22 protein-coding genes, 1 tRNA gene and 3 pseudogenes are annotated in these 24,519 nt (G+C 52.0%); 16 read left to right on the top strand and 10 right to left on the bottom strand.

What is annotated here, in order from left to right; genetic code table 11:
- Nucleotides 1-34: 34 nt before the first annotated feature.
- From IGQ15_RS06255 to IGQ15_RS06225, 7 genes and pseudogenes are all read left to right on the top strand, one after another.
- On the top strand, nt 35-415 hold the full coding sequence (locus IGQ15_RS06255) for a hypothetical protein (RefSeq protein ID WP_297049839.1): 381 nt from the start codon (nt 35-37) through the stop codon (nt 413-415).
- On the top strand, nt 412-1,737 hold the full coding sequence (locus tag IGQ15_RS06250) for a tetratricopeptide repeat protein (RefSeq protein WP_297049837.1): 1,326 nt from the start codon (nt 412-414) through the stop codon (nt 1,735-1,737). The genes IGQ15_RS06255 and IGQ15_RS06250 overlap by 4 nt, the downstream gene beginning before the upstream one ends.
- Nucleotides 1,734-2,207: a DUF6882 domain-containing protein gene (locus IGQ15_RS06245; protein ID WP_297049835.1), complete on the top strand. Its 474-nt coding sequence runs from the start codon at nt 1,734-1,736 to the stop codon at nt 2,205-2,207. Before IGQ15_RS06250 ends, IGQ15_RS06245 begins: the two co-directional genes overlap by 4 nt.
- Nucleotides 2,208-2,234: 27 nt before the next feature.
- The gene (locus IGQ15_RS06240) at nt 2,235-2,924 is read left to right on the top strand and encodes an ATP-dependent Clp protease adaptor ClpS (RefSeq protein WP_297049832.1); all 690 of its coding nucleotides are present in this window, start codon (nt 2,235-2,237) and stop codon (nt 2,922-2,924) included.
- 252 nt (nt 2,925-3,176) lie between these two features.
- Nucleotides 3,177-3,389 carry a type II toxin-antitoxin system VapB family antitoxin gene (locus IGQ15_RS06235; protein WP_297049831.1) on the top strand — a complete coding sequence of 71 codons (213 nt, stop codon included), beginning with the start codon at nt 3,177-3,179 and terminating at the stop codon, nt 3,387-3,389.
- Nucleotides 3,376-3,774 (top strand): annotated as a pseudogene (locus IGQ15_RS06230) (PIN domain nuclease). Before IGQ15_RS06235 ends, IGQ15_RS06230 begins: the two are co-directional and overlap by 14 nt.
- 185 nt (nt 3,775-3,959) lie before the next feature.
- Entirely contained in the window at nt 3,960-6,140 is a 2,181-nt protein-coding gene (locus tag IGQ15_RS06225; RefSeq protein ID WP_297049829.1) for an argonaute PAZ domain-containing protein, read from the top strand.
- Nucleotides 6,141-6,194: 54 nt separating this feature from the next.
- On the opposite strand, the pseudogene IGQ15_RS12050 reads toward IGQ15_RS06225, so the two are convergent.
- Nucleotides 6,195-6,397: pseudogene (locus tag IGQ15_RS12050) on the bottom strand (type III-B CRISPR module RAMP protein Cmr4); the annotation flags it as partial.
- A gap of 230 nt (nt 6,398-6,627) precedes the next feature.
- Nucleotides 6,628-6,969, bottom strand: a pseudogene (locus IGQ15_RS12045) (type III-B CRISPR-associated protein Cas10/Cmr2); the annotation flags it as partial.
- A 299-nt stretch (nt 6,970-7,268) separates the two neighbouring features.
- On the opposite strand from IGQ15_RS12045, the gene gshA reads away from it, so the two are divergent.
- Together gshA and lpxB are read left to right on the top strand one after the other, a co-directional pair.
- Nucleotides 7,269-8,408 (top strand): glutamate--cysteine ligase, encoded by a 1,140-nt coding sequence (gshA, locus tag IGQ15_RS06215; protein WP_297049825.1) that lies wholly within the window; start codon nt 7,269-7,271, stop codon nt 8,406-8,408.
- A gap of 2 nt (nt 8,409-8,410) precedes the next feature.
- Nucleotides 8,411-9,601, top strand: coding sequence for a lipid-A-disaccharide synthase (gene lpxB, locus IGQ15_RS06210; protein WP_297049821.1), 1,191 nt, complete (start codon nt 8,411-8,413; stop codon nt 9,599-9,601).
- A 37-nt stretch (nt 9,602-9,638) separates the two neighbouring features.
- Here the strand turns inward: lpxB and IGQ15_RS06205 are convergent, their stop codons facing one another.
- Genes IGQ15_RS06205 through IGQ15_RS06195 form a run of 3 tightly spaced genes read right to left on the bottom strand, consistent with a single transcriptional unit; the run spans nt 9,639 to nt 11,039 of the window.
- Nucleotides 9,639-10,079, bottom strand: a complete 441-nt coding sequence (locus IGQ15_RS06205) for a Spy/CpxP family protein refolding chaperone (protein WP_297049819.1) — start codon at nt 10,077-10,079, stop codon at nt 9,639-9,641.
- 37 nt (nt 10,080-10,116) lie between these two features.
- Entirely contained in the window at nt 10,117-10,437 is a 321-nt protein-coding gene (locus IGQ15_RS06200; protein WP_297049816.1) for a hypothetical protein, read from the bottom strand.
- Nucleotides 10,434-11,039 carry a sigma-70 family RNA polymerase sigma factor gene (locus IGQ15_RS06195; RefSeq protein WP_297049811.1) on the bottom strand — a complete coding sequence of 202 codons (606 nt, stop codon included), beginning with the start codon at nt 11,037-11,039 and terminating at the stop codon, nt 10,434-10,436. The genes IGQ15_RS06200 and IGQ15_RS06195 overlap by 4 nt, the downstream gene beginning before the upstream one ends.
- 158 nt (nt 11,040-11,197) lie before the next feature.
- Here IGQ15_RS06195 and IGQ15_RS06190 point away from each other — a divergent pair, with 158 nt between their 5' ends.
- From IGQ15_RS06190 to IGQ15_RS06180, 3 genes are all read left to right on the top strand, one after another.
- A complete protein-coding gene (locus IGQ15_RS06190) occupies nt 11,198-11,857 on the top strand; it encodes a MotA/TolQ/ExbB proton channel family protein (protein ID WP_297049808.1) in 660 nt (219 codons plus the stop codon).
- A gap of 109 nt (nt 11,858-11,966) precedes the next feature.
- Complete coding sequence (locus tag IGQ15_RS06185; protein ID WP_297049806.1) at nt 11,967-12,368, top strand: DUF3110 domain-containing protein; 402 nt, start codon at nt 11,967-11,969, stop codon at nt 12,366-12,368.
- Nucleotides 12,369-13,466 (top strand): glycosyltransferase family 2 protein, encoded by a 1,098-nt coding sequence (locus tag IGQ15_RS06180; RefSeq protein ID WP_297049803.1) that lies wholly within the window; start codon nt 12,369-12,371, stop codon nt 13,464-13,466.
- 53 nt (nt 13,467-13,519) lie between these two features.
- On the opposite strand, the gene IGQ15_RS06175 is transcribed toward IGQ15_RS06180, so the two are convergent.
- The gene (locus IGQ15_RS06175; protein WP_297049800.1) at nt 13,520-13,894 is read right to left on the bottom strand and encodes a DUF4278 domain-containing protein; all 375 of its coding nucleotides are present in this window, start codon (nt 13,892-13,894) and stop codon (nt 13,520-13,522) included.
- A gap of 173 nt (nt 13,895-14,067) precedes the next feature.
- Between IGQ15_RS06175 and IGQ15_RS06170 the strand changes: the two genes are divergently transcribed.
- Nucleotides 14,068-16,386, top strand: a complete 2,319-nt coding sequence (locus IGQ15_RS06170; RefSeq protein ID WP_297049798.1) for an ATP-dependent helicase — start codon at nt 14,068-14,070, stop codon at nt 16,384-16,386.
- Here IGQ15_RS06170 and IGQ15_RS06165 read toward each other — a convergent pair.
- Both IGQ15_RS06165 and IGQ15_RS06160 read right to left on the bottom strand, forming a co-directional pair.
- Nucleotides 16,367-17,005 carry a hypothetical protein gene (locus tag IGQ15_RS06165; RefSeq protein ID WP_297049796.1) on the bottom strand — a complete coding sequence of 213 codons (639 nt, stop codon included), beginning with the start codon at nt 17,003-17,005 and terminating at the stop codon, nt 16,367-16,369. The two genes, IGQ15_RS06170 and IGQ15_RS06165, sit on opposite strands and share 20 nt — an antisense overlap.
- A 47-nt stretch (nt 17,006-17,052) precedes the next feature.
- The gene (locus tag IGQ15_RS06160) at nt 17,053-17,745 is read right to left on the bottom strand and encodes an HAD family hydrolase (RefSeq protein ID WP_297049794.1); all 693 of its coding nucleotides are present in this window, start codon (nt 17,743-17,745) and stop codon (nt 17,053-17,055) included.
- A 339-nt stretch (nt 17,746-18,084) separates the two neighbouring features.
- Between IGQ15_RS06160 and IGQ15_RS06155 the strand changes: the two genes are divergently transcribed.
- Entirely contained in the window at nt 18,085-20,559 is a 2,475-nt protein-coding gene (locus tag IGQ15_RS06155; RefSeq protein WP_297049791.1) for an ATP-dependent Clp protease ATP-binding subunit, read from the top strand.
- Nucleotides 20,560-20,573: 14 nt separating this feature from the next.
- Nucleotides 20,574-22,295 (top strand): transglutaminase domain-containing protein, encoded by a 1,722-nt coding sequence (locus tag IGQ15_RS06150; RefSeq protein WP_297049788.1) that lies wholly within the window; start codon nt 20,574-20,576, stop codon nt 22,293-22,295.
- 6 nt (nt 22,296-22,301) lie between these two features.
- On the opposite strand, the gene IGQ15_RS06145 is transcribed toward IGQ15_RS06150, so the two are convergent.
- The gene (locus tag IGQ15_RS06145; RefSeq protein ID WP_297049785.1) at nt 22,302-22,457 is read right to left on the bottom strand and encodes a hypothetical protein; all 156 of its coding nucleotides are present in this window, start codon (nt 22,455-22,457) and stop codon (nt 22,302-22,304) included.
- Between the two features lie 10 nt (nt 22,458-22,467).
- On the bottom strand, nt 22,468-24,279 hold the full coding sequence (gene lepA, locus IGQ15_RS06140) for a translation elongation factor 4 (RefSeq protein ID WP_297049784.1): 1,812 nt from the start codon (nt 24,277-24,279) through the stop codon (nt 22,468-22,470).
- Between the two features lie 103 nt (nt 24,280-24,382).
- Between lepA and IGQ15_RS06135 the strand changes: the two genes are divergently transcribed.
- Nucleotides 24,383-24,456 (top strand) — tRNA-Pro (locus IGQ15_RS06135).
- Nucleotides 24,457-24,519 lie beyond the last annotated feature (63 nt).

The following is a 24,519-nucleotide window of genomic DNA, read 5'->3' as shown; positions in this document are numbered from 1 at the left end:
ACTCAATTCGTGAACCCAACTTCAGGAGTCTAGAATGAACCCAAATCCTCAGCCCACATTTTCGGGAGGCAGCAATATTGCCCTTAAAATTCCTCGCTTTCGGTTTGCAGAAACCGTTGCTTTTTATTGCGATACATTGCGATTACCTTACCTGGGACAACGGGACACCTCCCATGTATTTCAGTTTGGAACGATGCGACTGTGGTTGGATGAAGTGCCCCACTACAGCCAGACAGATATCTGGTTGGAGCTATTCACCGATGACGTGGAGGGGGCAGTAGCCCATCTGACGGCAGCCCAAACCCCAGTTCGTGATGAATTGGAACCCCTTGGCAACTTTCGCGGCCACTGGATCTCGGACCCGGCAGGGGTCGTGCATCTCCTTTCCCACAATGAGGAGGTGCAACTGGTATGAGTGACGCTTTGCCACAGTACTCAAGTGCTGAGGACTATTATCAGGCCGGGTTAGCAGCGTTAGAAAATTGGTCTACCCGCCAGGATGCGATCGCCCTGTTTCAGCAGGCGGTTGAGCTAGCTCCCGAACACCGGGATGCCTGGTACGCGCTAGCCAAACAGCAGCAAGAAACCGCAAACTATGCTGGAGCGTTGGCTGCCTGCGATCGCATCCTCGCCCTAAACCCAGATGATAGCCAAGCCTGGGCGTGCCGAGCGGCAGCACTACATGACCTCCAACGGTTTGCAGAAGCCATCGACAGCTACGAACGGGCACTGGTAGGGTTTGCTGATTTGCCGGACGTTGAGTTGTTGGACCACTGTAGTCTGTGGGCAAACCGGGGCAGTCTTTTGGCTCACCTAGGGCGACCAGAAGACGCGATCGCCAGCTATGACGAGGCGATCGCCCTTTTAGAGGCAGAAGACGATCCAGAAAACGACCAGGCATTAAGGTCTTATTACGGAGACAAGGGCAACATTCTTTTCAGCCTAGAGCGATATGCAGAGGCCATTGATAACTACAACCAGGCGATCTTTCTGGAGGCAACCGCCCAGGAAAATCGCAATAAAGCCTATGTCCGTTTAGGGCGAGAACAGGAACTTCTAGATGCCTATGATCAGCAGCTTAGCGAATTTCCTGAAGCTGATAATAGCCCTAACCAATATGGCGAAACTCCAGATTGGATCTGGAGACAAAAAGGCGATGTTTTGATGCAAGCCGAGCGCTATGAAGAAGCACTGGTTGCCTATGAAAAAGCCTTTGAATTGAACCCCGATTGGCATGATTTAGCCATTAATGATGCCTTAGAAAAGTTAAATTATCCAGAGCATGAAGTCTTTGCGCGGCTATTGGAAAACTATGACCGGGCTTTAGGAAACTATCCAGACAATGCCCAACTCTGGTACAAACGAGCGATGTTGCTCAGCACTCAATCCGAGGCAGCAGAAGCAGCGCTAGAAAGTTACGATCGTTCTTTAGCCATTGATCCTGGTGATGTGGGTTGCTGGTATAACCGGGCATTGCTGTTAACCAAGCTGCAACGATTGGAAGACGCTGTCATCAGCTATGAACGGGCGTTGGCGATCGACCCCGATAATGAGAGCTGCTGGCACAACCAAGCCCTGCTTTTAGAGCAATTAGGGCGATATGAGGCAGCCTTGAACAGCTACGACAGACTCCTCGACGTTTACTCGCGCACCGAACCGCCTAAAGCGGCTTCCTGGATACGCGATAAACAAACTGAACTGCTGAGACGGATCGAATGCAGGGAGGAGCATTCATGAACCCGCAACCACCCGCCTACCCCATCCTGCTGAGCCGCAGCATGGAAGAGCTACATTTCAAAACCCAGGCACAGGAACAACTCTGGCTGCTGGGACAATGCAACTGGGAGGTAGACCAGGAGCAAGGCAGCATCCGGTTCACTAACCCCAGAGGCCAGATCATCACCGCTCCAGTGCAAATCATCGGCACCTACAACACCCTGGATGGCACCTGGCTCTGGGGGTGGGATCATCCCTCTGTAGTACCCGCTCTCCAGAACCATGCCCGCTCTCTACGAGACTACGGTGCAGCCCAGGGCATAGACCGGTTGACCACGCGCAAACTGCACTGTTCAGAACCGGAGGCATGGGAACTCACTGCCCTTGCCTGTTGCCTCTGCCATGCCGAGGGTGCCTATTGTGGTCCGGCCGGCACCACTCTCGTTTTCATGACCTTTGGCAAAACTACCATCAGCCCAGGGAATGGATAGGTCTACCCAGTCAAGGAGAGGAGTTTCATGATCTGGTTTATCAGTCTGGTTGGGCTGTTGCTGCTGATTGGTGTGGTAAATGCCATCAAATTTGAGTGGGACTACTCGGAACCTGACCCATTGGCTCAATCAAGACAGCGTTGGCGGCAACAACGCGATCGCACGCAGCGCATTCTGACTCAAGGCAGTCCCCAATCCCTGGAGGAGTACCTGGAAATTTTCCCCGATGCCTGCCCTCGTTGCGGCGGACGTCATCTTTACGAAAGCCTTGCGATTCGACGGTCTTTTATCACCCCACTGCTCAGAAACCGCAAACCAAAGCGCTCCTGGGTTTGTACTCGTTGCGGACACAACAATTTCGCTAACAAACCTGTACAACCTTTGCAAAACCTCCGGTTGGTCACTTCTCCATATCTGTCGGCAGAAGCAGCCCAAGCCATCCCGGAGTGGCCCTGGGAGCATCCCCCGGTGGTTCCGGTTTATCTGCACAACGACAACGCGACGACGATGGAATTTGTCGTGGAAGTGCTGGAGCAGGTGTTTGAACTGCCGAAGGATCTGGCGATTCCATGTATGATTTATACCCACCAACTGGGGCGAAATTTTGTCATTGCCCTGCCCTTTGAGGAAGCTCAGGAGAAAGTTGCGATCGCTCACCAGCGCAGTAAAGGGAAAAACTACCCCCTGCGCTTCACTGTTGAAAATGAGTGGACATAAAACATAAATTCATGAGAATGCCCAGGATGTCGTCTGTTGAGGCAATGGTTGGAGTGTTATCTGTGGTTGCAGAAGCACCCAGAAGATAGTCGGCGAGGGCAGTAGCGAAGAGCAACCCTTGCGGGATCTGCAAAGCAGCACAGTCATTGCAAAAACGCTTAGGAGGCGATCGGTGAGGTATTGGGGGGCAATCGGTAAGTTCAGCTACACTAAGGGTCAAACTCCCTTAACTCATTTCGCCGGTGGTTGCCCATGAAAATTACCCTCAATCTTGACGAAACCCTTGTGAACGAAGCACTCCAACTCACTCACGTTGCCACTCAGGAAGAACTCATCACCCTTGCGCTACAAGAACTGGGGCGATCGCGTCGCAGGAAAAACCTGCTCGATTTGGCAGGAAAAATTCAGTTTGCCACGGATTTTGATTACAAAGCTCTGCGCGAAACTCCTCATGTTGCTGATTGATACCTCTGTTTGGATCAGCGTCTTCCGCGATCGTAGTGGTCAGTTTCGCTAGCAGCTTGAAGCTCTGATTGCCAATCGAGAAGTTTTACTCACTCGATTCACCCAGCTTGAACTGCTTCAAGGTAGCTTGAACGACCAAGAATGGGATCTCCTTTCCACTTACCTCGAAACACAAAATTACGCTGAGCTGACTAATCAGTCTTGGCAAGCAGCAGCCCGCATCTACTTTGATCTACGCCGCCAAGGACTTACCGTTCGTAGCCCAGTCGATTGCTGTATTGCTCAAGCAGCACTAGAAAACAATTTACTTCTAATTCACAACGATCGTGACTTTGAAACCATTGCCCAAGTGCATCCCCTTCAAAATCTTCGTTTTCAGCCTTGAACCCTCTTCGTAGTTAGAGGTGATCGGTGGGGTAAGCCAGCTAACACTGCGTTGGTGCGGACGGTACAGAGGTTATTGGTGGGAGTTCAAGCCTGTCTACCGCCGCACAACTTCAGCGTTATCTCTACAAGAATAGGCGACAGTATACATGACTGCTATAATTGTTAAAAACTCTGTATCTTCGTATGGACCTCTTGGAAAGCTTTAAGCCAACTTCGGTGGTACTTAATCGCTACCTCGTAAAACGCCTAGAGGAAAGAGATCTCACAGTTCATGAGTATCAATGCCATTTTACTCAAACCCCACAACAAGGCGATGAACAAAGAGCAATTTCCAGGATTTGTTACAAACTAGGAGTCACTGCTGTTAGATTAGGCAGTCGAATTATCACAAAAGAAGAAGTTAATCCTGCAAGAATGAGAAGTGATGATTGGAATTTGGTTGGGATAGGTCCTAGAACGCTGGATTGTGGCAATACTTATGAAAGAAAAGCTTTGGAAACCTTTGAGCGTAAAGTTTTAGAACAAAGATTAAAAGATTCCTATACTGAGATTGAAAGAGCCTCCGAAGGTGGACTGATTTGGTGGATTAAAGGTGAAAACGGTTTAGAAAAGTGTGGGGATGGTTGGGAAGTACACAGAGGGAGAAGAATAGATGTCGTTATCGATTCAGATGGCAACCTTTACCTAGAAATCGATATACATCATCGCTTCTATACACCTTGGACACTGCATCAATGGCTGGAAAACTATCCTGATATACCAATCAGTTATGTAAGGAACACATATAAAGATGAAAACGGTAATTACATTACGTGGCAGTACGAAAACTCCACTGATCAATTGCCGCAACAAGTCATACTAGAAGGATTGGGTATCAGTCTAGCAGATTACCACCGTAACAAGGGAGCTACTGACGCAGAAATAAATAACTCTCGTGTTGTGTATGTTAAAAGAGCAAATGACTGGAAAGCAAAGCCTGTACCACATCTATCTCAAAGGCTATCACCAAGCTTAACAATGGAGATGCTGGCAGACATTGCTGGAAAGGGGAGAGAAAGTAACAAAATTAATGAGGTTTTTAGGTTCATCAAAAAAAATTTGGATGTTCGTATAAACCAATCCAAAGAGGCGGCACAGACAATCCGTAAGAAGGTTTATAGAATTTTTAATGAAGTTAAAGCTACAACCGTAGATGGATATGTTTTGCCACCAGTTAAATTACTGGCATCTAAGGGACAGCAAGTAGATAAGGTTTCCAAAGTCCGATATAAGGGATGTGCCGAGGTAGGTGAAACAAAATTTGGCTGTCTCAATCTTTACGATGAAAAGCACGAATATCCCGAAGAAGTCCGTCAATGCTTGCTAGAAATAGCTAGGAATAGCGGTACAGAGATAGAAATAGATTCATATCGCACACGTCAGGACTTACCTGAGAGTGAACTAGACCAACAAAGGTTTTGGCAAAGCTGGTCTGATCAAGGTATCAAAACAATTTTAGTAGTTATGGATTGGTCATCCAACGAATGTAAACAAAAAATTCGCGTTCAAGCTCTTCAGGCGGGAATAGCCACTCAGTTTATTGTGCCTAAGCCAAAAGCCGATCAGTATAAAGCCTTAAATGCTGTTTTGGGACTCTTGTGTAAAGCGGGTTGGCAACCCATACGCATAGAGCCGCTGGATCATCCTGACGCTGCTGATCTAATTATTGGTTTTGATACAGGAACTAATCGAGAGCTATACTATGGCGCTTCTGCATTTGCAGTTCTTGCAAACGGGCAAAGCTTAGGCTGGGAGTTGCCTAATGTTCAACGAGGAGAGACCTTTTCTGGAAAAGCGATTTGGCAAACGGTATCCAAGCTAGTTCTTAAATTTTATCAGAGTTACAACTGTTATCCCAAAAAACTACTTCTGATGAGAGATGGATTAGTTCAAGAAGGAGAATTTCAGAAAACTATAGAAGAGCTTAAAAAGAAAAATATAGCTGTTGATGTTGTTGGAGTTCGCAAAAGTGGAGCTGGAAGAATGGGAAGACAGATTACCCAAGGTTACCGTGATGCGCAAATAGGTACTGTTATTTTTACTCCAAAAGAGAGGTCATTTACTTTGATGACAAGTCGGCCAATTAGCCAGACTATTGGCAGTGCAAGACCTCTTCGGGTAGTTCATGAATACGGCGACACGCCTCTGGACGTGCTAGCTCTGCAAACTTATCATCTATCTCAGTTGCACCCTGCTAGTGGGTTTCAGTCTTGTCGATTGCCTTGGGTTTTACATCTTGCGGACAGAAGTGGTAAAGAGTTTCAACGCATCGGGCAAATCAGTATTTTGCAAAATATCAGCCGCAAGAAATTGATTGCTGTCTAAAAAACAGTAGAGATAACAAATCACTGCACCCGACTTGACATAGGTATGTTGTAGGTTGCTTTTGGCCTTGGTGGCTGCCCCATTCAGTTGGGCAACAGTACCCCATGGGAAGTACATCAACGTCTCAGGAGAAATAGCCTCTTCGTAACGAAAGCCACCCTCAACGGTTTTATGTTTATTAAGCTTCACCTTGACTTGTCGCCACGGCTCCTTTCAATGAGGGTTTTGCAGTGTTGATCCGGTAAAACCAAGACCCGTGCAATTTGGGTTTGCTCCCGGATGGGAACCTACTCTTGCCACTGATCCCAAGACTGAAGTATGAACCCCACCGCTCTATAGCGCGGGGTAGTTCATATTCCTCTTGCTCTGCCCCAGGAAACTGTGTGCCAATCCACGCTGCAATGTGAGCAACCCAGCGGGAGTCCTCATAACAACTCTGTACCCTGGATTTGATGGCTTCGCGCACCTTTTTGCCGAGATTGAGCCATGTCTCCCACAGATGATCTTGAAGTTCTTTGCCAATGGTGTCTTTATCCTCGGCAGGTATCAGTGCCGTAATCACGTTGGGAAAGTCTGCTGTGACCAAGCTAGGGGAGGGTTGCCCTTCGGTTCCGATAGGTTTGGCAATGCCAAATTCCTCAAAGTAGAGTTCAAAGTCAGGCGTTTGGTTGTAGAGATTGGGGGTAATGAGGGCATTAGGCCCATAGCGTTCGGCAAGGAACCAGCAGGCCTTAGGACTTAGGTAATGCAGGCGGTAGGAGCCTGACCAAAAGTCCAGCAGCTTCCGCGAGGATTTAATGAATTCCTGCACGGGGGAGAAGGAAAACATCAAAAGCCAAGGGTGCTGTGGTTGATCCCCATTGCTGGCATTTTTGGAAAAGAGCGTTCCGGCAAGGGCAGCAGTAATCAAGGTATGGGCTTCGAGAGGGCAGTGGCGATCGCAGCTAATATTTTATCCAGCGTAGTTAGTTGGCATATGCAGCAAGGGCAAAACAGACAATGTTTTGCAATCTTTAACAGGTTTTCAAATATGCGACAGGCGCGAGAGCGTGGTATCGTGACTAAGTAACTAAAAATTCCCAATCTACGCGGGGTTGCCCGCTCACCCAACTCAGTTTAGGGGATGCCATGCTGTCAAAGGGCTTTGAGGTTGAACTCTACACGGGTAAACCCACGGGCGAGATTGTGGGACTGTCCGATCGAATCGTGAGGGACTTGCCGGGGTTTGTACGTGAACCCGATAGCCGCAACGTCGAATTCACAACGCCCCCTGTGTATCTCTATGATCAAGCCCTCTGTGACTTGCTGCGTCCTCGCTTTCGGCTGCGAGCGTATCTAAAATCCTTGGGAGATTTAACCCTTGTCCCCGGCAGCACCCTGAGCCTAGGGGATAGTCAGCACTTTTATCGCTCTGATCCCCAGAACCCCTACCACACCTACATTGAGCAAACCTATGGCACGCGGGTTGTTACCGCCAGCGTCCACATCAACATTGGCCTGCGAGATCCAGAAGAGTTGATCCGTGCCTGTCGGCTGGTGCGGCTGGAGGCATCTCTGTTTCTGGCGCTGAGTGCTGCTTCGCCGTTTCTCGATGGCAAGGTAACGGGCTATCACTCCACCCGTTGGGCAATCTTTCCTAAGACCCCACCCCAAGTGCCCCTATTTACCAGCCATGCCCACTTCATTGAGTGGACAGAGGTGCAACTTCAACTGGGGACGATGCAAAATGTGCGGCATCTCTGGAGTGCTGTGCGTCCCAATGGCGATCGCCGACCCTATGATCTCAATCGCCTTGAACTGCGAATTTGTGATCTAGTCACAGATCCCATTGCCCTCCTTGCGATTACGGCTCTCTTGGAAGCGCGACTCCTACAATTGCTCGACACCCCCGACCTTGACCCGCTCCGCTGGGGCAATGGCGAGATGCTGGCACAACTAGCCGATGAAAACGAACAGCTTGCTGCAAAAAACAGCTTAGAGGCGGTGCTGACTCATTGGCGCGATCGCCGGCAACTAACGGCAGCCGCTTGGATAGCAGAACTCTATGATGAGGTCTGGCCGATCGCCAAAGCACAGGGCTTTAGCTGCTTTCTGGCACCAATTAAGAAAATCCTACGACAGGGAAATACCGCCCAGCAATGGCTGGCTCAATATGCAGCGGGGCAATCTATCCCTGAGACGATGGCCGCCGCCGTAGAGGAAATGGCCGCTAGCGAGCAAGAAGTTGCGGATCAACTCTGTCAACCAGTGGCGGCAGTGCGGGGCTAAGTATGGCGCATTTGTTCATTAGCACAGGGGAGGTCTCCGGGGATTTGCAGGGTGCCCTGCTAGTCAAGGCACTCTATCGCTTGGCCGCAGAGCGCGGGATCCCTTTGGAAATTTCTGCCCTTGGGGGCGATCGCATGGCTGCCGCGGGGGCAAAACTGCTCTTTAATACCGCGGGAATTGGCTCCGTGGGGCTACTAGAAGCCCTGCCATTGATCAAGCCAACGATCGCTTTGCAACTCAAGGCACGTCGCTATCTACGGCAGCACCCGCCCGATCTAGTGGTTTTGATTGATTATGTCGGCGGCAATGTGGCCATGGGGCGATTTATTCGCAAGTACTTTTCTGTGCCGATGGTTTACTATATTGCCCCTCAAGAGTGGGTCTGGTCACACAGTCTCAAGGCAACTCGTCAAATTGTTGCCCTCAGCGATCGCCTGCTGGCCATTTTTCCAGAAGAAGCCACTTATTACCGCCGTCATGGTGCCAATGTGGTTTGGGTGGGGCATCCCCTGTTGGATCGCATTGCTGCCGCTCCCAGTCGTGAAGTCGCCCGTCAAAGTTTGGGCATTGCTGCCGATGAGCTAGCGATCGCCCTGTTGCCCCTGTCTCGCAAACAGGAAATCAAATCCCTCTTGCCATTGATTTTAGGGGCTGCCACGAATATCGCTAAAGCCTATCCTGAAGCCCGCTTTTGGTTACCCCTGTCTCTGCAGCAGTATCGTCCAGCCATTGAAGCAGTCCTCAGACAGTATCCAATTCGCGTCACCCTTGCGGACGACTCACTGCAAGTTCTGGCAGCAGCGGATTTGGCGATCGCCAAGTCCGGCACCGTAAATTTAGAAACGGCACTTTTGAATGTGCCCCAAGTGGTGATCTATCGCGTCCACCCCCTGAGTTTGTGGCTCTATCAACGCTTCCTGAAGTTTGATCTCAAATTTGTCTCCCCCCCCAATTTACTTGTGAATAGAGAAATCGTCCCCGAACTCCTTCAAGGACGAGCCACGGTTGCCAAGATTACCACCGCTGCCCTTGAGTTGCTCGATCAGCCTGAGAAACGCCTAGCGATGCAGGCAGGCTATACTGAAATGCGAGCCGCCATGGGCACCCCCGGCGTGGTCGATCGCGCCGCCACAGAGATTCTAAATCTGCTAGTTAACAGAGAACGTGCAGGATCAGCGACCCTACACGAGTGAGTAAACCAACTGGCTTAAGTGTTAGTGAGCAAATTCTCTACTGTTGGGGTTTCATGAAGCGATTGCCCGGGCGCCGCTGTTGCATCCGAGTGGCCAAGGCTTGCCGTTGTTGCGGTGTGAGAATGCCCCGCATGGCCAGCATGCTTTCAAAGCGGAGGGAGGCGAGTTGGTTTTCCAGTTGGCGCACCTGTTGGTGCTTGCTGCGGATTTGATCCTCTGAGGCATCGCCACTCATCATCTGCCGCAGTTCTTCCCGGGCGGTGCGCAGTTGGTTGCGGGTTTGTTCCATTTGGCCTTGGTATTGTTGCCGCACGGCTTGCAAACGTTGCCGCTGCTCAGGGGTGAGATTGAGGTTTTCGAAGTTGGCTCCCCAGCGGGGTCCGCCATAACCGGGGTCAGCTAACGTCGGGGGAGCGATCGCCACCAAGGGGCTAAGGGCACTGCATACCAAAAGTGCTGCGAGGGATTTTTTCAACATAGCTGGGTTCTCCTTTCTCAAAGGTTGGAATGATGGATTACTCGAAAAGAGAGGGTTCAACATCGTGGAACATCGCTTGCCAATTGGTCGCGATGAAGGTTTCCACCGAGTTGGGGGAAGTTTGTTGTGCCACTTGAGTTGAGGGGTTGAGGAACCGCACACTGGTGGCAGTGGCGATCGCGCCAGCCCCCAAAAGAGACACGACCTGCCAGCGTCGCTTCCTCAGTTGATGTTGATGCAAAGCAGCTTGGACAATCCGCTGTTCTAGATGAGGATGGGGTGGCGGTGGCATGCCCGCATAGGTCTGCAAAAACTGAACCAAATTTGTCTCCTCCGCAGGTGGGGGTTCGCGTTTCATAGGCTGACTCCAGCTTCAGTAAAGTAAGTCCGCAATGTGCTTCGGGCACGAAAGAGACGGGATTTCACTGTACCCACGGGAATCTGCAGAATTTCAGCAATTTCTTTTTGGGGCAAGCCTTGGAGATCATGCATGACCAAAACACTGCGGTATTCTAGGGGCAGTGTGGCTAAACCGCGCTGAACTAAATCTTCGTAATGCAATTGCCGTAGATCTAGTCCAGGGGTGAGTGGCTCACTTTGAGACAGGTATTGCTGATGTCGCGATTTGTGCGTTGCCAGTTGACGGCGATAGTCGCAAGCCACATTCCAAGCAATCCGATAGAGCCATGTCGAAAACTTTGCCTCATGTTTGAGACCTTTTAGCCCCTTCCATGCCCGCAAGAAAACCTCCTGCACCAAATCATCAAGGGCAACCGCACCGCACAACTGAAACAGGAGCGATCGCACCCGTTGCTGATGCCGTTGATACAGTTCCCGAAACCCATTTGGATGTCCGGAAAGGCACTGCTCAATAATCCCCCGATCGGGATCGATCACTTGGGGCCGGGTCACGATAGCCGTTGATGCCGTTGCCGCTGATAGGGGTAAAGATACACTCATGCGAGGTATCACTCCATTAACGTAATCCTCTATTTAGACGGGGCATCGAAAAGAGCGGTTCAAGACCCTTGGCACCACGGTTCGGTAGAATTTGGGAAACAATTGTGGCTACCGGCCGAACTATACTAAACGTCGGATGCTCTGACAGGGAACTGATCGTGAATATCGCTGAAATTTTTAACCGTGGTGGCTTGGCCATGTGGCCACTACTGATTCTCTCGATCTTGACCTTAGGCACCATTTTTGAGCGGCTTTGGTTTTGGAGCATGGTTCTCCGAGGAGAGACAAAACTGGCCGAGCAGATTCTGGATGCCGCTCGCCACAATTGGCAAGAAGCCATTGAATTAGCAGCAAATGCCTGTGACCAACCCATTGGTCGCTTCCTCTATACCCCTTTACAACTGATTGACACCAACCCAGAAATCTTTCGCTTAGCTTTAGAGGCTGCGGCTGATGAGGAGCTGAGTGCCATGCGGCGGGGAGAAAAGGTCTTAGAGGCAACGATTACGATGGCACCTCTACTGGGTTTGTTGGGAACGGTGTTAGGTCTGATTAGTGCCCTCAGTTCTATTCGCTTGGGGGATATTGGCACACCTGCAACCATGGGTGTGGGTCTCGGGATTAGTGAGGCCTTAATTAGTACCGCCTCTGGCTTGGTGGTGGCGATCATTGCCCTTGCCTTTCAGCGGCTCTTTCAAGCGTTTCTCTTGCAGCAGGCACAAATTTTTCGCCGCACTGGCAATGAATTAGAACTCATCTATCGCCAAGCATGGCTAGAGCAGCGGATCAAAGGGGAACCCGAAAAAACATTGTTCTAACTCAAGCTCTATAATTTTGCCCCTTTGGCGGTTCTGAAGGAGAAAATCTTAGGGGTAGGGGGAACCAAAATCGTTATAATCGCTGTTGATAGCTCATTAGCGAGGCATCATGCGCGTTTACGTGTTGCTCTACAACCCGGGGACTGAAAATGAGGGCATTCACTCTCTGCAACTGGGCGATCGCAACCTTATTCTGATGTTTGAAAGCGAAGACGATGCCAGTCGCTATGCCATGCTCCTAGAGGCACAGGATTTTCATCTCCCCAGCGTTGTCCCCATTGATGCCAAGGAAATCGAAGAATTCTGCGAATCCTCAGGCTACACCTGTCACTTGGTGCCCGAAGGATTTGTGCCGACAAACGATGCTGAGCGTCTCTTCTTGGCGCCTCCCGAACGCAATGTCGAAGAAACCGACTGGGAACTAGAAAGTCGCGTGCCGCCGGCTGCTGAGAGTGAGTTCTCCGAAAGTGAACTGAATCAGTTGCGCCAACAATTTGAAAAGCTGTTATAGATGGTGCGGTTCTGTGCCTGTCTGATTGTCAAAAATGAAGCAGCCCATTTGGCACGCTGTCTGGGCAGTGTTCAGCCTTGGGTAGATGAGATCGTTGTGGTAGATACCGGGTCAACGGATGAGACGATCGCGATCGCCCGCCAGTTTACAGATCGCATCTTTACCTTCCCTTGGCAGGATGATTTTGCCGCCGCTCGTAATTACTCCCTAGAGCAGGCCACGGGCGATTGGATTTTGGTGATTGATGCCGATGAGGTGCTCGTGACCTTGCAGGAACCACCTGTGCCCCTCGGACAACAACTAGAGGGCAGCACCTTCACTGCCTACCAACTCCTACGGCGGGAAATCGGCACGGGAGAGCAGTTTTCCGATTTTGCCATTGTGCGACTCTTTCGCAACCTGCCGACGCTGCGCTATCAGGGACGCTTCCATGAGCAGTTGGTGTCCACAGCCGCAGAACCGCTGACCATTGGTTCTCTGGCAACGCTGCGCATTGACCACTATGGCTATCAACCCGCACAAATTCAAGCCAAGATGCGCGATCGCAACATCCCGATTTTGGAACGCATCCGTGCCAGTGAAGCTCTACCTTTGAATCTCCTCTTTGCCTTGGCGGAGATGTACCATGCTGTGAATAACCCCACGGCTGCGGATAACTGCTACCAAGAACTCTTTGAGCGGCTCTTGCCCCATCTCCTCACCGGCCAACTGCCTGAGAATGCCACCGCTGCACTGCCCGAAATTCTGAATCAACTGGGGCGGCGTCTGCTGGCTATGGGGGATCACGAAACATTGCAACTCCTATGTCAGCAAAGTCTGGTGTGGTTTCCCACCTATCCTCCCCTCAATGATTTAGCCGGGCGCTGGCTGATGGCTTTAGGATTTCCTTTGGGAGCAACGGCCTACTTTGAGTATTGCCTTGAACTGGGGCGCACCAATGGCTACAGCAAGCAGATGATTTTTCCCTTGGGTTATGTGCGGCAGATTGCAGCCGAACAACTAGGGCGTGCCTATGAAGCCTTGGGCGATCGCGAGCGAGCGGCGGTGGCCTTTGCCCAAGCAACCGCTTTTCGCCAAGAAAAGGGCAATCACCAATAAAAAAGTGCCGCTGTTACCAACGGCACGGCAGTTTGGGTTTCGGTGATCCAACCTTAGGCAAATTGCTGCCACTCTTCTTCCAGCAAACTGATGAGGTCTTCGTTGCCCTGACTCCGAGCCACTTGCAGCCGCCGCTCAAGAGTTTTCAGAATCGCATGGCGATGGGCTTCGGCCAAAGAGTCGCGCTTACGCTGGGGAAGGACTGAAGGGGCAGCACTCGTCGTCGGAGCGGCTGTGGTAACTGGTGTACCGTTGGTTTGGTAGGTCACCCCCCGCCAGCAGAGGACATAATTGGGTTGAGGAACCGGTTCAGCCGCTTTGTGTCCTACCCATTGCGCCCCGCGGTAGAGACCCTTGGCACCCGATTCGACAAGGGGAACGTGCGGGTCAGAAGTTTCGTATTTAACACCACGATAGATGAGTTGCATAATTAAATCAAGGCTCCTAGGTGACTACTATTGATTCGTTATCAAACTTTAGAGGGTCGGCGTTAAGGAACAAGTTGTCCCTAACTTTCTGTATTCTATTATACGATTTTTCGACATTCATTGGACAGAAGCCGGTTTTTGTAATCAATCTTTAGCTCTTTTACAGTCCTCCTATGAACGTGTTGTCCCTCCCTCCCAATGCTCGTCACCTCCTAGGGACGTTGCGTCCGGGTCAACGGGAAATTAGTGAATGGCAAGGGGGTCTCTTGGCGGTGTCGGCAGTGCCCGGAGCAGGTAAGTCCCATGGCATGGCCGTAGGAGCAGCGATCGCCATCGCTCGCGAACAACTCCATCAACAGCGGCAACTAGTAGTGGTCACCTATAGTCGTTCGGCTGCCGCCAATATCAAGGTGCGGATTCGCAAGCACCTGCGGGAGATGGGGCTACCCCGCAATGGTTTTAGTGTGCAGACGCTCCACAGTTTGGCCTTGAAAATTGCGACCAGTCACCCTACAGCGGGTCTGCGTTGGAGTGGCGAGAATTTATTGAGTGAGCATGAGCAGCGACGCCTCTGTGTTACCTGTGTTAAGGAATGGGCGCGATCGCACCCTGATATGCTCGAGCAACTGATCCAAGGCTGCGATACCAGTCCCCTGAGCGACGTTGAACACGATGGTCGCAGAAGTGCGCTTTTGACTGACATTTTGGTGAAGTTGGCACAAACCGTTATTAGCAGTGCCCGCAGTATGGCTTTGACGCCCCATGATCTGCGGCAGTTATCCCAGCAGTTGCGCCCCCAAAGTGCAGCAGCAGGAGAACCCTACCCTTTTCTAGAGATTGGTGCCGACCTTTTGGAACTGTACCAGCACCATTTAGCACAGCAAGAGCAAATTGACTACGATGAGATGATTTTGGCAGCGGTACAACTCCTCGAGGGCGATCGCCAGTGCCGCCTAGAATGGCAACAGCGGGTATATGCCGTCTTTGAGGATGAGGCTCAGGACTCCACTCCCTTGCAATCGCGGTTACTGCGACTTCTAGCCGAGGACAACACCACAGGGCAAGTTAATTTTGTGCGGGTCGGGGATCCCAATCAAGCCATTAACTCCACATTTACAGCGGCAGACCCGCTCTTTTTTAATGAATTCTGTGACGAATGTGCCCAGCAGCAGGCCTTCTATGAAATGACCCAAGCGGGGCGATCGACCCCATTGGTCATTCGATCAGCCAACTTTTTAGTGAACTGGGTCAATCATGCCCTCAAAGGCCAAGAACTCCCCTTTCGGCCCCAAGCAATTCAGCCCGTCTCACCGACGGATCCGCAACCGGGGGCAAACCCACCCCCCTGGGGAGAAGGGGTAGAAATTGTGCGACCAGCTACCATTTTTGAGACTGTGCGCGAGTTAGCAGCACGCATTTCTCAGGTCTTAACAGAGCATCCTGACGCCTCAATCGCGGTGCTGGTGCGTACCAACCGCCAAGGAGAATTTCTCGCGGATCTGTTGCGATCGCCCGCTAGCTTCAACATTGATACTGACCTTACTGCTCAAGGGATTCCCATTCTTGATGTGTCAGGCCTTGAACGGCGATCGCAGGTGCCCAAGGAATTGCTGGACATTCTTTATTTTCTCCACTGCCCCTATTCTCCCGAAGCGGTCAAAGCAGCCCTGACCGTTCTTCAGGAGCGCAAACGCATTTCTGTCCAAAACTTGGATCGCTTAGCCGCCCAGCCAGAGGTGTTTCTCTACCCCGGTCCTTTAGACCCCCCTGCCGAGGAACCCGTGCTCAAGGCGCGGCACTACTGTCAACATCTCCTCAAAGCCCGCCTAGAGCTGTCTTTATTTCCCTTGATCACGTATTGCGCCCAGGAATTGGGCTATGATGCCGCCGAATTGGCCACCACCGATCGCCTGATCTACCACTTGGCACAGCAGGAACCGACGCAACTGTGGGAGCGTATCCATCCCCGTTGGCAGGAGTTGGTGGCAGCAGATCGCTTTGATGCTGTTGAGATGGAAGACCTCCATAGCCGCTTAGTGCGAACGGGACAAGTGACCATTATGACGATGCATCGCGCCAAGGGTCTGGATTGGGATGCCGTTTTTGTTCCCTTTTTAGAGGCAAGAACCCTCCCCGGTAAGAGCTGGGTGCCGGCCAATGCCAAGTTCCTCAGTCCAGAGGTAGACTTTATTGAGGTGGTGCGATCGCAACTGCGTGCCTACGCTCATCAGCAACCCCTTCCTGACTCGCAAACCGCCAATCAAAAAGCCGAAGAGGCCAAAGTTGCTGAGGCATATCGCCTGCTTTACGTGGCCATGACCCGTGCCAAGCGTTTACTGTGGCTCGCCGCCGCCCACCAAGCCCCCTTTAACTGGCAGAACTTTGACTGGCGAGGGTTTTATAAACTGGAAGAGAGTGACCCTTGTCCTTTCTTACCGGCCCTAGAGAAAAAGTTACAGCAACATGCTAAGGCTACTCCCGGCGATCGCTAGGACTATCGCGCCCCGGTAGGCGTTCCATTACTGCCAAGACGGCCCGTTCTGCTGCCAGAATATCGCGCTCCGCGCCCCCCAAAAAGAGTCGGCCAAAGCTGCCCACAGCTGAAATTTGCAAGATATTAATAAGTGCTGCCTTTTCAGCTTCATTGGCGGCCAGTGCGGCATAGGCGGCAGGTTCCACTTCAAATACATAGAGGGTTTGCCCCGCCAAAATCATATTGCCCCGCCGTGAGCGGTTAATTAGTTGGGTATGGTGGGCATCAATATTGCGAATCACCTGACTCGAGATCACCCGTGGTCGCAAGCAATCCTGGACTCGAGCGCCAATAGCATCTAAAATTGCCTGCCCTGCTGCGCGCACTTCCCCCTGATTGCCCGAATGCACCTCCAATAGTCCGTAGAGTCGCTCGATAAACAAAACTCCCGGCCGCACCACCGCAGACTTCAGGGCAATATCCAAGAGGCGATTGACATCAATCCCCGGTGAAATCTCCACCCAGAGGGAGCAATCCCCCGGCAGCGGCAAAAACCCCTGCGCCACGGTTCCCAAGTAGGCCGCGTGTTGCGGTTGAATCGAGTCGAGATAGACATAACTGCGCAGATCAACGCCCAAGGTGGTGGATTCCTAACGCGCCAGTACCCATGATCGCTGAAAATGCCCTAGGACAATAGCCATTGAAGGCGTGGATCCGTAAAGTCCTCAATGCAGACTTCTGCCCCTGCGGATTGAAGGGCCGTTTGCGATTGCGTTGTTAATACTCCCCAGCAGAGCATCCCTGCCCGCACCGCTGCTATCACCCCCGCCACGGCATCCTCAAAGACAAGACAATGCTGCGGCAACACCTGCAACCGCTCCGCCACTAGGAGATAGCATTCTGGATCGGGCTTGCCCCGCTGCACATCCTGCTCCATCACCACCGTATCGAAAAAGTTGCCCACCCCCTCGCAAGAGAGCACCAATTCCACATTGGCAGCACAGGCCGAGGTGCCTAAGCCCAAGCGATAGCCTTTTTCCTTGGCACTTTTGAGAAAGGGCAATAGCCCCGGCAACAGTTCCAAATTGGGGGCCAGCAGTTCCCGAAACACGGCTTCTTTACCCGCGCCCCAACGTTCGACTTCCGCTTCAGTGACTGATCGCCCTAGGAGTTCTGGCAGGAGTTCGGCATTGCGTTTGCCCCCCATTTGCCGCAACTGTTCCAAGTTAATCTGCTGCCGCAGTTCAGGGGTGCGATCAACATAGACGCGCCAAGCTTCAAGGTGATAGGGCATGGTATGGCAGATGACCCCATCCATATCAAAAATCAGAGCACGCTGCGAGGGTTCAACGGCAAGAAACTGGGAAAAATTAGCCATTGCGGAAAAATTTGGGCATCAGCAAGTGTAGTCTATCGTCTTTTGAGCCTAAAGAGGCTGGCCAATCGATCAATCGAATTTTGTCGCAGGCTAGCCCATAAAATACGGGCAACCACACCTGCAAAAATAATGAGTCAACATCTACAGTAAGGGTACAGCCTTTTATCCAAGCTGTAGGGTACGTCGAGGGGTGTTGATCCTGTTTAAGAGTGGATTTGACGGTTCTGAGTCTGTTCAATCTTTTGGGAAGAGGGCTGTAAATTGGCATACAAAAACACGCCAAAGTGGACGTGTTAAGATGAGTGTTACCAGCACGCAGGAGCCATTAGGGAAAGGGTCATGTTTGAACGGTTTACAGAAAAAGCCATTAAAGTCATTATGCTGGCACAGGAAGAGGCTCGCCGCCTCGGCCACAACTTTGTCGGTACCGAACAAATTCTCCTCGGACTGATTGGTGAAGGCACCGGTGTGGCTGCGAAAGTCCTACGTTCCATGGGCGTGAACCTCAAGGACGCCCGCATCGAGGTGGAAAAAATTATTGGCCGCGGGTCTGGTTTTGTCGCGGTGGAGATTCCCTTTACCCCCCGTGCCAAGCGAGTGTTGGAACTCTCCCTCGAAGAAGCCCGCCAACTGGGACACAACTATATTGGTACTGAGCACCTGCTCTTGGGTCTGATCCGCGAAGGGGAAGGCGTAGCGGCACGGGTTCTTGAAAATCTTGGCGTTGACCTGTCGAAAGTGCGCACTCAAGTGATCCGCATGCTGGGTGAAACCGCAGAAGTGACGGCCGGTGCTAGCCAAGGGCGTACCAAAACACCGACACTGGACGAATTTGGTGCTAACCTCACCCAGATGGCCATTGATGGCAAGCTAGATCCTGTGGTGGGTCGGCAAAAAGAAATTGAGCGGGTGATTCAAATCCTTGGCCGCCGCACCAAAAATAACCCCGTGCTGATCGGTGAACCGGGGGTGGGTAAAACCGCCATTGCTGAAGGCCTTGCCCAACGCATTGCCAATAGAGATGTCCCCGATATTCTCGAAGACAAGCGGGTGGTCACCCTCGATATTGGCTTGTTGGTGGCGGGCACGAAGTACCGGGGTGAGTTTGAAGAGCGGCTGAAGAAGATCATGGATGAGATCCGCCAAGCCGGTAACGTAATCTTGGTGATTGACGAGGTACACACGTTGATTGGGGCTGGGGCTGCTGAGGGTGCCATTGACGCAGCGAATATCCTCAAGCCCGCCTTGGCTCGTGGTGAGTTGCAGTGCATTGGTGCCACCACGATGGATGAGTACCGCAAACACATTGAGCGAGATGCTGCCTTGGAGCGCCGCTTCCAACCGGTAATGGTGGGTGAACCCTCCGTTGAGGAAACTATTGAGATCCTCTACGGCCTGCGGGAACGCTATGAGAAGCACCACAAGCTGAAAATTTCCGATGAAGCCCTTGAGGCGGCAGCGAAGCTGTCTGATCGCTACATTAGCGATCGCTATCTGCCCGACAAGGCCATTGACCTCATTGACGAAGCTGGCTCACGGGTGCGCCTGATTAATTCGCAACTACCGCCTGCGGCCAAGGAACTGGATCGCGAATTGCGGCAAGTGCTCAAAGAAAAAGACGATGCCGTGCGTGCCCAAAACTTCGACAAAGCGGGTGAATTGCGCGATCGCGAGATGGAACTGAAAGCGCAAATCCGTGCCATTGCCCAGCAGAAAAAATCCGAAAGTGTCAATGGTGAAGAGGAAACCCCCGTCGTTACCGAAGAGGATATTGCCCACATTGTTGCCTCTTGGACAGGTGTGCCTGTCAGCAAGCTCACCGAAAGCGAGTCGGAAAAACTGCTGCACATGGAGGAGACCCTGCACCAGCGGGTCATTGGCCAAGATGAAGCGGTGAAAGCCATCTCCCGTGCCATTCGCCGTGCCCGTGTTGGTCTGAAAAATCCCAACCGTCCCATTGCTAGCTTTATCTTCTCTGGGCCAACCGGTGTGGGTAAAACCGAGCTAACGAAAGCCTTGGCCGCCTACTTCTTTGGCTCTGAAGAGGCGATGATCCGCTTGGATATGTCCGAGTACATGGAGCGGCATACCGTCTCCAAGCTCATTGGTTCGCCCCCCGGCTATGTCGGCTACAACGAGGGCGGTCAACTGACCGAAGCCGTGCGGCGGCGTCCCTACACGGTGGTGCTCTTTGATGAAATCGAGAAAGCCCATCCCGATGTCTTTAACCTGCTGCTGCAAATCCTTGAGGATGGTCGCCTCACTGACTCTAAGGGGCGTACCGTTGACTTCAAGAACACCCTCTTGATCATGACTTCGAACATTGGCTCGAAGGTGATTGAGAAGGGGGCGGGCGGTCTTGGCTTTGAGTTTGGCTCTGAGGACGCTGCCGAATCGCAATACAATCGCATTCGCTCCTTGGTGAATGAGGAACTGAAGCAATACTTCCGCCCCGAATTCCTCAACCGTCTTGATGAGATCATTGTCTTCCGTCAATTGACGAAGGACGAGGTCAAGCAAATTGCCGACATTCTCCTCAAGGAAGTGTTCTCGCGCCTGACGGAAAAAGGCATTACCTTGGAGGTGACCGAACGCTTCAAGGAACGGCTGATTGATGAGGGCTACAACCCCAGCTATGGGGCACGGCCACTGCGGCGGGCAATTATGCGCCTCTTAGAGGACACCTTGGCTGAGGAAATGCTCTCTGGCCGCATTCGTGAAGGGGATACTGCCCTCATTGATGTGGATGAATCGGGTCAAGTGAAGATCCAAGCTCAACCTCGGCGTGAGCTATTGCCCCAAGCGGTTGAGTAGGGTATTGACTTCCTATGCCAGACACACCACAAGAGGTTTATGGGGACTCTCTCATCTCCCGAGCGCTTGATCACGACTGGCGCACTATTTATCCCTTGGGTGCTTACCAAATCCACGGTCTGGCATGGGTCGATCCCCAAGCCCTGTGGCTACGTCAATTACCCCGTTTACCCTTTTGCCAGGCGACCCTGGGCGCCAGTTTTTTGGCCTTGGATCAGGTGCGGGGCTTTATTTTGCTCATCAATGGCGAAAACGACCACAGTGAGATTCTCAATCCCTACGATCTAGAGCCATTTCTCGATGCCGATGGCCTCTGTCTCCATCGCGAAACCCTCTGGTTTTGTCGGGACACATGGCTCTATCGCTGTCATCTTCCTGACTGGCATGTCGAAAAGGTGCTGGAATGCCGCTATCCCATTTACGGTGTGGCGGTGGATGACGCAGGCATCTATGTGGCCTGTCAAAAATCGGGTTACATTCACTGTTTTGATGAGACCGGTCGAGAGCAGTATCGCCTCAGCGCCCCGGGCATTGGCTGTGAAAATCTAGCCCTCAGGGATGGCTATCTGTGGGTGAGCGATCGCCTAGAGCAATCCATCTATTGTCTTGATCGCCAGACTGGCCGTGTTGAATGGGTGGCCTTGACTCCCTTTGCCCAGCCAACGGCTTTCACCTTTGATGGGATGGGGCGATTGTGGGTGGCCTATGGCGGTGAAGAACCCTATCTGCGGGATAACCCCAATAACCGCGCAGCCCCCCTCGAAATTGATCACCGCGATATTTGCCTGATTCATCCTCTGCTCTACCAGACCCACAAAGAGCAGCATTACACGGTCTCCAATGGCTATCTGATTGAGATGGCCTACGTGGAGGAACTGTCTCCCCTTGATGCGCTGCACCTAGATAACCTAGAGTGGCGGATTGCTTTGCCTGCCAATTCCCTGCGCCAAAAATTGCTGCGGGTCGAACCCGTGGGTACCCCCTTTCGCTTGGAAACCGTGGGCGATCAGCAGGTGGCGGTGTTTGATTTTCCTGAGTTGCGTCCCTACGAAGCCCGTCTTTTTGGTTGGCGTGCTTGGCTAGAAGTGAGAGGTATCAAGTACCATCTCAGCTTTGACGACATTGATGAGACGCTACCGCTGCCGCCAGAATTTGCAGCACAGTATCTGGTGGATAACGATGAGTTGGCGATGGATCAACCCATTGTCCAGGAGGCGGCACGGGAAGCTGTGGGCACAGAGACCAATATCCTGCGCAAGATGCTCAAGATTCGTAACTATGTGTACGATCGCCTGAGCTATGCGATGCGACCCACAATTGAAACCCCTGATATTGTGTTGAAGCGGGGAACCGGTTCCTGTGGTGAGTATGTGGGGGTGCTCCTTGCCTTGGCGCGATTGAATGGCATTGCCTGCCGTACAGTGGGTCGCTACAAATGTCCCCCCCATCCCCAAAAGCGGGGCATTCCCCTCCAGCCCACCTATAACCACGTTTGGTTGGAGTTTTATATACCGGGGGTTGGCTGGTTGCCCATGGAGTCCAATCCCGATGATGTCGTAGAGCGCGGCCCCTATCCAACGCGGTTCTTTATGGCACTGCCTTGGTACCACGTGGAAGCGGGTAAAGGGATTCGCTTTGAGAGCACGAATTATCGCGATCGCGGGCTACGCCTTGGAGATTTAGCTCTCAACCATGTGCGCTTTACCATTCATGGCGAACTACCCCCGGTTTTCTAAACAGTTCTAAGGCAGGAGCACTCCCAGTAACCCCAAGGGAGCCGGTTGCCAATCGCCGCGCCAATCCAAAAGCTGTACTAACACCAAGTAACCAATTCCCAATAACAGAGAAATGGCACCGGTGGCGATCGCCACCCATTTGCCCGATGACCGTTGAGACACCCTTAGCCTCCTACTCATTCTTGAGTCGTAATACCGCCATAAAAGCCTCTTGGGGGACATCTACCCGCCCGATCGCCTTCATCCGTTTTTTACCCGCTTTTTGTTTCTCGAGGAGCTTGCGTTTACGGGTCACATCACCGCCGTAGCACTTGGCCAAGACATCTTTGCGTAAGGCGGGAATACTTTCACTGGCAATCACCCGTGAGCCAATGGCCGCTTGAATGGGAATTTTGAACTGGTGGCGTGGGATCAAATCCTTGAGTTTGCTGACAAGGGCACGTCCCACATAGTAGGCCTTATCGCGGTGGACAATGGCTGCCAAGGAATCCACAGGGTCATTGTTGATCAGGATATCCAGCTTCACCAGATCATTGGGACGGTAACCAATGAGGTGGTATTCCATACTGGCATAGCCCCGTGATCGCGACTTCATTTCATCGAAAAAGTCCGTCACAATTTCCGCCAAGGGCATTTCATAAACTAATGTGGTACGCCCTTGAGTGAGGTAGCGCATATCCTTAAAGATGCCCCGCCGTGACTGCGCCAATTCCATCAGTGTTCCCACATAGGTTTCGGGGGTAATCATTTCCAGTTGAACGTAGGGTTCCTCAATTTTTTCGCGGTATTGGGGTTCCGGCAGCAGGCTGGGGTTATCAATCGTCAGCACTTCCCCTTTGATGGTGGTGACGCGATAGACCACCGAAGGGGCGGTAATGATTAAGTCCAGATTGTATTCCCGCTCTAGCCGCTCTTGGATAATTTCCATGTGCAGCAGCCCCAAAAAGCCACAGCGAAAGCCAAAGCCCATGGCACTGGAGGTTTCCGGCTCGTAGTGGAGCGAAGCATCGTTGAGCTTCAATTTTTCAAGGGCTTCCCGCAGATCCTCAAACTGATCGGCATCAGTGGGAAAGAGACCACAAAAGACCATCGGTTTGGCCTCGGTGTAACCCGGAAGGGGTTCCTTGGCTGGGTTTTGTGCCAATGTAATCGTGTCGCCAACACGGGCATCACCAACGGCTTTAATGGCGGCTGCGAGGTAGCCCACTTCCCCGGCATGCAGACTGTCCACGGGTTTTTGGTTAGGGGCAAGAACCCCCAGTTCATCAATTTCGTACTCCTTAGCGGAGGCCATCAAGCGAATGCGATCGCCCTTGCGAACCACACCATCCATGACCCGAAAATAAACAATCACCCCTCGGTAGGCATCGTAGTAGCTATCAAAAATCAATGCCCGCAGGGGTTGATCTACCGTATCGCGGGGGGGTGGCACCAAATGCACAATGGATTCCAGAATTTCCTCAATGCCAATCCCCTCCTTGGCAGACGCTAGAACTGCTTGGGAGCAGTCGAGGCCAATAATCTCTTCAATTTCGGCCTTTACACGATCTGGCTCGGCACCGGGTAGATCAATTTTGTTGAGAACCGGAATAATCTCTAAATTATGCTCCAATGCCAGATAGACATTGGCCAGCGTTTGCGCTTCTACCCCTTGGGAGGCATCCACAACGAGGAGTGCCCCTTCACAAGCAGCCAGCGATCGCGACACCTCATAGGAAAAATCCACGTGGCCGGGGGTGTCAATTAAGTTCAAAATATACGTTTCGCCATCGCGACTGGTGTAGGTCATGCGGGCAGCTTGCAGCTTAATCGTAATTCCCCGCTCCCGCTCCAGCTCCATATTGTCGAGAAACTGTTCCTTCATTTCACGGGGATCCACCGTGCCCGTAAATTGCAGCAGGCGATCGGCAAGGGTTGATTTGCCATGATCAATGTGGGCAATGATCGAGAAATTGCGAATGTGGGAAACGGGGACGTCGGTCATACCAGCGAGGGCAACCTTAACAAAATGAAAAACTCCTTTTTTGATTCTAAGCGTCCCTGTCCTATTGTGCTGAGAATTCGGTGGTAGGATAGAAATTAACTGCCGGGATGTAGCGCAGCTTGGTAGCGCATCTGCTTTGGGAGCAGAGGGTCGCAGGTTCAAATCCTGTCATCCCGATTCGGAACCAGAAACCTAGAACAATTGCTGCCCATCTTGACTTCTCCCCTTCTTGAAAGAGAG

The organism is Thermosynechococcus sp. M98_K2018_005 (assembly GCF_015295825.1).
In the GTDB taxonomy this organism is placed as follows: Bacteria; Cyanobacteriota; Cyanobacteriia; order Thermosynechococcales; family Thermosynechococcaceae; genus Thermosynechococcus.
The sequence above is the reverse complement of the archived record's forward strand: the minus strand, read 5'-3'. Positions and strand labels throughout refer to the sequence as shown.

Coding starts and splice junctions, on each gene's coding strand:
- IGQ15_RS06180 (WP_297049803.1), top strand. CDS start 12,369: ATGGTGCGGTTCTGTGCCTGTCTGATTGTCAAAAATGAAGCAGCCCAT.
- IGQ15_RS06245 (WP_297049835.1), top strand. CDS start 1,734: ATGAACCCGCAACCACCCGCCTACCCCATCCTGCTGAGCCGCAGCATG.
- IGQ15_RS06205 (WP_297049819.1), bottom strand. CDS start 10,079: ATGTTGAAAAAATCCCTCGCAGCACTTTTGGTATGCAGTGCCCTTAGC.
- IGQ15_RS06255 (WP_297049839.1), top strand. CDS start 35: ATGAACCCAAATCCTCAGCCCACATTTTCGGGAGGCAGCAATATTGCC.
- IGQ15_RS06150 (WP_297049788.1), top strand. CDS start 20,574: ATGCCAGACACACCACAAGAGGTTTATGGGGACTCTCTCATCTCCCGA.
- IGQ15_RS06235 (WP_297049831.1), top strand. CDS start 3,177: ATGAAAATTACCCTCAATCTTGACGAAACCCTTGTGAACGAAGCACTC.
- IGQ15_RS06185 (WP_297049806.1), top strand. CDS start 11,967: ATGCGCGTTTACGTGTTGCTCTACAACCCGGGGACTGAAAATGAGGGC.
- IGQ15_RS06175 (WP_297049800.1), bottom strand. CDS start 13,894: ATGCAACTCATCTATCGTGGTGTTAAATACGAAACTTCTGACCCGCAC.
- IGQ15_RS06225 (WP_297049829.1), top strand. CDS start 3,960: ATGGACCTCTTGGAAAGCTTTAAGCCAACTTCGGTGGTACTTAATCGC.
- IGQ15_RS06195 (WP_297049811.1), bottom strand. CDS start 11,039: ATGAGTGTATCTTTACCCCTATCAGCGGCAACGGCATCAACGGCTATC.
- gshA (WP_297049825.1), top strand. CDS start 7,269: ATGCTGTCAAAGGGCTTTGAGGTTGAACTCTACACGGGTAAACCCACG.
- IGQ15_RS06160 (WP_297049794.1), bottom strand. CDS start 17,745: ATGGCTAATTTTTCCCAGTTTCTTGCCGTTGAACCCTCGCAGCGTGCT.
- IGQ15_RS06200 (WP_297049816.1), bottom strand. CDS start 10,437: ATGAAACGCGAACCCCCACCTGCGGAGGAGACAAATTTGGTTCAGTTT.
- lpxB (WP_297049821.1), top strand. CDS start 8,411: ATGGCGCATTTGTTCATTAGCACAGGGGAGGTCTCCGGGGATTTGCAG.
- IGQ15_RS06250 (WP_297049837.1), top strand. CDS start 412: ATGAGTGACGCTTTGCCACAGTACTCAAGTGCTGAGGACTATTATCAG.
- IGQ15_RS06240 (WP_297049832.1), top strand. CDS start 2,235: ATGATCTGGTTTATCAGTCTGGTTGGGCTGTTGCTGCTGATTGGTGTG.
- lepA (WP_297049784.1), bottom strand. CDS start 24,279: ATGACCGACGTCCCCGTTTCCCACATTCGCAATTTCTCGATCATTGCC.
- IGQ15_RS06155 (WP_297049791.1), top strand. CDS start 18,085: ATGTTTGAACGGTTTACAGAAAAAGCCATTAAAGTCATTATGCTGGCA.
- IGQ15_RS06170 (WP_297049798.1), top strand. CDS start 14,068: ATGAACGTGTTGTCCCTCCCTCCCAATGCTCGTCACCTCCTAGGGACG.